4 protein-coding genes and 1 tRNA gene are annotated in these 4,879 nt (G+C 59.6%); 2 read left to right on the top strand and 3 right to left on the bottom strand.

The annotated features are described in order from the left end of the window. Nucleotides 1-299 precede the first annotated feature (299 nt). The gene (locus tag HMPREF3155_RS13085; RefSeq protein WP_168162321.1) at nucleotides 300-461 is read left to right on the top strand and encodes a hypothetical protein; all 162 of its coding nucleotides are present in this window, start codon (nucleotides 300-302) and stop codon (nucleotides 459-461) included. 24 nt (nucleotides 462-485) lie between these two features. Further along, nucleotides 486-574 (top strand) — tRNA-Ser (locus tag HMPREF3155_RS11770). A 90-nt stretch (nucleotides 575-664) separates the two neighbouring features. On the opposite strand, the gene HMPREF3155_RS11765 is transcribed toward HMPREF3155_RS11770, so the two are convergent. From HMPREF3155_RS11765 to HMPREF3155_RS13345, 3 genes are all read right to left on the bottom strand, one after another. Further along, nucleotides 665-1,189: a methylated-DNA--[protein]-cysteine S-methyltransferase gene (locus HMPREF3155_RS11765; protein ID WP_070433398.1), complete on the bottom strand. Its 525-nt coding sequence runs from the start codon at nucleotides 1,187-1,189 to the stop codon at nucleotides 665-667. Between the two features lie 21 nt (nucleotides 1,190-1,210). After that, the gene (locus tag HMPREF3155_RS11760) at nucleotides 1,211-3,262 is read right to left on the bottom strand and encodes a YhgE/Pip domain-containing protein (protein ID WP_070433397.1); all 2,052 of its coding nucleotides are present in this window, start codon (nucleotides 3,260-3,262) and stop codon (nucleotides 1,211-1,213) included. Beyond that, nucleotides 3,262-4,879, bottom strand: a 1,618-nt coding sequence (locus HMPREF3155_RS13345) for a YhgE/Pip domain-containing protein (protein WP_246817733.1), incomplete at its 5' end; no start/stop codon positions are given. The genes HMPREF3155_RS13345 and HMPREF3155_RS11760, both read right to left, overlap by 1 nt.

The following is a 4,879-nucleotide window of genomic DNA, read 5'->3' as shown; positions in this document are numbered from 1 at the left end:
ACGGAGTTGACAACCTATATAGGAACACCCCCCGACATCCCCAAGGCACCGCAAATACCCAGACGGCAAACGAGGATGGTAAATCCACGCACCACCTGCCCTACTGTTCCACTTCCACATCAGCGATTGCGACAAGGCTTGACCATTTAGGAACGCGGCCTGCCATTCAAACGGAGATCAGTACTCCGCGGCGGCACGAAAGGGCCAAATGGTGAGGTGCAGATGGTGAGTTCACCATTCAGCAACCCCACCAGTTAACAGCACCACCATCCGCAAAGGGTCGACCTCACCATTTGGACGTGACCTCACCATTTGGAGGCGGCGCCCGCACGGATTGCACTCAGGCCGCGCGATTCATGCTCGGCCCGAATAGTTTGCGCTCGGCCCGCGTGGCTCGCGGACGACCTGCGCGATTTGCAGGCCACCTTTCCGCTATTGACCTGCGGATTTTGCCGCTCTAGACAAGGCTGATAATGTTTTCCAACGGAGGATTCGACTAGCGGCCTATGTCACACGCCTGGAACGCGTGCGGGAGTCACATCCCTCAGGGGTTCAAATCCCCTATCCTCCGCCACGGGTCCCAGCTCTTCGGAGTTGGGACCATTTGCGTTTTCTTGAGTCCGGCTGGGTTGGCAGAGCAAAGGCGGAGCTAGGGGGACGAGGACTAAGGCGTTCGAGCGCCACTTTCTAGGCGCAGCAGCATCTCCTTCGCCTCCACGCCGCCGCGGTAGCCGCCGAGACTGCCGTCGCTGCGCAATACGCGGTGGCATGGCACGATAATCGGCACGGGGTTACGCGCACAGGCGCTGCCCACGGCGCGGACAGCCTTGGGGTTTGCGGCGGCGTCGGCAAGCTGGGCGTAGGTAGTGGTCGCGCCGTACGGAATGTCCGTCAGTAACCTTTGGACGCGCTGGCGAAAGCCCGAGGTGAGGGACTCATCGATGGGCACGCTGAAGGTGCGGCGCGCGCCTGCGAAGTACTCGTCTAGCTGTGCGGCAGCAAGAGTCAGCACCGGACTTGTGCCCATGGTTGCCGGACCGATCTTGTTGTTGAGGAGCGCCAAGACTTCCGCGGACTCTTCGCACGCGAAGGCCAGATAGACCACACCCCGCTCAGTCGCCGCCACGAGGAGTTCGCCCACAGGCGAGTCGACGTAACGATAGGTAACTGAGCGGGGTGTAGATGCCATGCCGGCGATTCTAGTTCGGTATTACATCAGCTTGGTCTCAGCGAGTGCTGCATCCAGCTTCGAGGTATAAGCATGCAGTGGCTTGTGCAGGACGATGCCGAGGAAGAACATCGGCAGCAGGAAGACCAGCAGCACCAGCAGCGAGAGCCAGTAATCAGCGTGATAGACGCCGCCGATTGCCGCGCGGAAGGCGCGAATCGTGTACGTTGCCGGCAACCACGGGCTAATGTTCTGGAACCACTCCGGCAAAAGCTGCAACGGATAAGCACCACCCGCACTGGAGACCTGAATGACCAACAAGAGCACGCCCAAAGCCTTACCGGCGTTGGCGAAGGAGACCACGAGCGTATAGATGATCATCATGAATACGGTCGAAGAGACCCAGGCCGCCAACCACAGCAACACCGGATGTGCCGGTTCTAGCTGCACGAAGAAGATAAGGCCAAGCGAAAGCAGCGTGGACTGGAAGAAGCCAATCAGCGCGAAGATGCCGAAGCGGCCAAAGAAGCGCTGCACCACGGTATAAGAGTCGCGGTTGCTGACGTCAGTACGCAACGTGACGGCCGTAAGAAGGCTACCTACCCACAGCGCCAGGGTGGTATACAGCGGCGCCATGCCCGCGCCAAAGGACGCCACCGGGTAGACCGGTTGGCGGTCCACCGAAACCGGCGAGGCGATAAAGCTTGCCAGGGCATCCGGGTTATTGCCCACCACCTTGGCTAGGCGCGAGAGATCGCCGGTATCGCGTGCGCGGTCGAGCTCATCTTTTAGCTCGCCGAAGCGGTCCGCATCCGAATCCAGCTCCTGAGCAAGGGTGCTCAGCGCATCCCGGGCGCCGGTCAGAGACTCGGTGTCCAAGCTGATACTGGAGCCCTGCGAGTCGATGTCACTGCCGATGCGCTGCAGGGAGTCTTGGAGCTTGCCCACAGAGGTGCGCAGCTGCGAGTCGCGGCTAGACTCGATCGCTTGCTGGGCGCGGTCGATGGAAGAAAAGTCCGGCTTCTGCGCACCCGGCGCATTCGCTGCGGCCACCAAGCGGGAGTGTACGGCCTCCTGTGCCGCAATGGCCTCGTCGAGGTTGCTGGTCAGCTGCGCGGCCTCAGCCGGCAGCACTGGCTTCACATCGCTATTTACGCGATCCCGCAGGCCTTTGTAGGCATCAATCTGGCCTTGCACCTGGCCTGCCAGCGTATTCAAGGTGGCCTGCATCGAGGCGCGCGAGGTATCTGCTGAATCGTATAGTTCGTCGATGCGCTGGCGTACTACATCGTAGCTATCGGCGGTCTGCGAAAGCGCCGCGTCGAGGGACTCCGTGGACAGGTTCAGATCTCCAGTTGGGCCCGACAGCGAAGGCCGCGGCGCATTGGCGATGCGCTGTGCGCTTTCTACGAGCGGCACCGAAGAATCCACCAGGCTGCCCATCGAACGGGCCGTACGCGCGCCGGTGTGCAGCTGTGCTTCGATGCCATCGGCACGATCTTCAATGCGCTTCAACGTTGCCTTTGCGTCGGACTCGTTGAGGTATTCGTCGAGGGAGGAAATCAGGCCTAGGGAGACGTCGCCAAGCGTGTGTGTGAAAGACTCCGCGATTTGGGAGGAAACGCCCTCTGCGCCCTTATTCGTAATTTTCGGCGCCAGCGCGTTCTTCTTCTCGTTGGTGTACAGCGAGATTTCGGTCGGCTTGGAGCCTTCCGCATAAAAGGTCATCATGTCCGAGCTGAAGTGCTCCGGCAGCACGATGGAGGCGTAGTACTCGCCAGATTTCGTGCCGTCGATGGCGTCTTCAGCGTCGGTGATGACCCAATCCAACTTGTCATTTGCACGCAGCTCCGAGAGCACCTTCTCGCCTACGTTGACCGGAACCGGGAAGATGTCGCTTTTATAGCCGGTATCCTCGCTGGCCACGGCTACCTTCAGCTGGCCCGTGTTGGAGAAAGGATCCCAGCTGGCCAACACGTTGAACCAAGTAAACAGCAAAGGGATAACGACGAGGCCAAAGAGGATGACCGATGCCATGACGTTGCTAGTGGCACGGCGAAGATCATCGAAGAAAATTCCACCGATCTTTTTCATTATTTCTCCTCGCCTTTTTCGTTGAGAGTGCCTTCATTGTGCAAGACACCGTCTTGGAACTGCTCATCATCTGCCGGAGCCGAATGCACACCTTCACCGCGGGCGGCAACGGAGTGCTGGAGCTCTTCCTCGTTGAAGTCCACCAACTCGGTGGACTGCGCGAGGCTCTTGCGCAGGTACTCGAGGGTGACCACGATGCCCAAGATAACTAGGCACCACAGCGTCCAAATGCCCAACAACAATGGTTTCTGCGAAGGCACAAGCGCAGCCACGATGCCGAGCACCACCATGCCCACAACGCCAAGTACTGCAGCCACGCGGATCCAGTGCCTGTAATCGTGCTTGCGTTTTTCCAAATCAGCTGCGAATTCCTCACGGCCTTGCAGTGCCTTCAGGACATCGGCGAAGCGGTAACCATCGCCGACGATCTGGACGTTTTCTGCCGCGATGAGATCGGTCTTGGCCAGCTCGCGGTTAAAGAGCAAGTTAAAGTGCGCGAAGCTGCGACGCCCCAACAAGCCCAAGGCGAAAGCCACTACGAACATCAAGGCCAGCACGGACATGAACTTGAGATAGTGCAGACCATAGAAGCCGCCGATGGTCTCGCGCATGGCGTCGATGCCATATGAGAATGGCAGAAGCGGGTAGATGGAACGGAAGAAGTTCGGCATCAGCTCAATCGGGTACAGGCCGGAGGCACCCGGAATCTGTACGATAACCAGCACCACTGCAAGGCCACGGCCCACGTGACCAAGGGCCGTCGACAGCGCGTAGATGATGCTGAGATAAGCCAGCGCGATGAGCACGCCGGTGGCAACGAATGCGACTGGATTTACTGTCTGCACGCCCACGACCAAGTCACCCACGGTGACAATTACAGCCTGCACCATCGCCATCACGGCCATGAGCAGGAAACGGCCTAGATAAGCTTGGCCCACCGTGAGCCGCTTAAAGCCTTCGAGATCCACCTCCACGCGGAAGATGACCACGAGCACGAAGGCACCGATCCACAGCGAGAGGTTCGTAAACAGCGAGGCCATCGCGGAACCGTAGGAGCCCACCGGATAGACTGGCGCGCTCTTCACCTCAACGGGATCAGCGAAGAAGGAACCAATCTCATCGGAGTTCAGGCCGGTGATGGTCTGCAGTTCCTTGGTCCGCGAGTGAGCGGTGATGGCGCGGACGTCGTCACGCGCGCCCTCCACACCATCTGCCAGGGAGGCAAGATCTGAATCGAAGGAACCAAGTGCGTCCTGGGTTGCGCCAAGCTGCTTGCCGACGCCGTCCAGCAAGTTCTGTGCTTCCTCCATCGTCGCCTTTTGGGTGTCCAGCGAAGCCGAGAACGCACCGACCTTGGAGCTTAGGTTGCTCATCGCGCGATTAATCTCCGGCACAGACTTATCGACTGTGTCCGAGAGAACCTGGGAGGTCTTCTTCGTATCCTGCGCCGCCTGATTGACCGCATCCGCCGTGGACTTCACGGACTTGGCGGTCTCATTGCTGTCATTGCTGAGTGCCTGGAGATTACCCAGCAGCTGCTTATTCGCAGCGTTGCCCTCCTCCAAAGTGGCAATTGCATCATTGAGCGGGCCCGCCACACCCGGAGCTACGGCGGGG

Source organism: Corynebacterium sp. HMSC06D04, assembly GCF_001807315.1.
In the GTDB taxonomy this organism is placed as follows: Bacteria; Actinomycetota; Actinomycetes; order Mycobacteriales; family Mycobacteriaceae; genus Corynebacterium; species Corynebacterium simulans.
The sequence above is the reverse complement of the archived record's forward strand: the minus strand, read 5'-3'. Positions and strand labels throughout refer to the sequence as shown.

Excerpts from the sequence above, each read along its gene's own strand:
- HMPREF3155_RS11765 (WP_070433398.1), bottom strand. The coding sequence starts at position 1,189 with ATGGCATCTACACCCCGCTCAGTTACCTATCGTTACGTCGACTCGCCT.
- HMPREF3155_RS11760 (WP_070433397.1), bottom strand. The coding sequence starts at position 3,262 with ATGAAAAAGATCGGTGGAATTTTCTTCGATGATCTTCGCCGTGCCACT.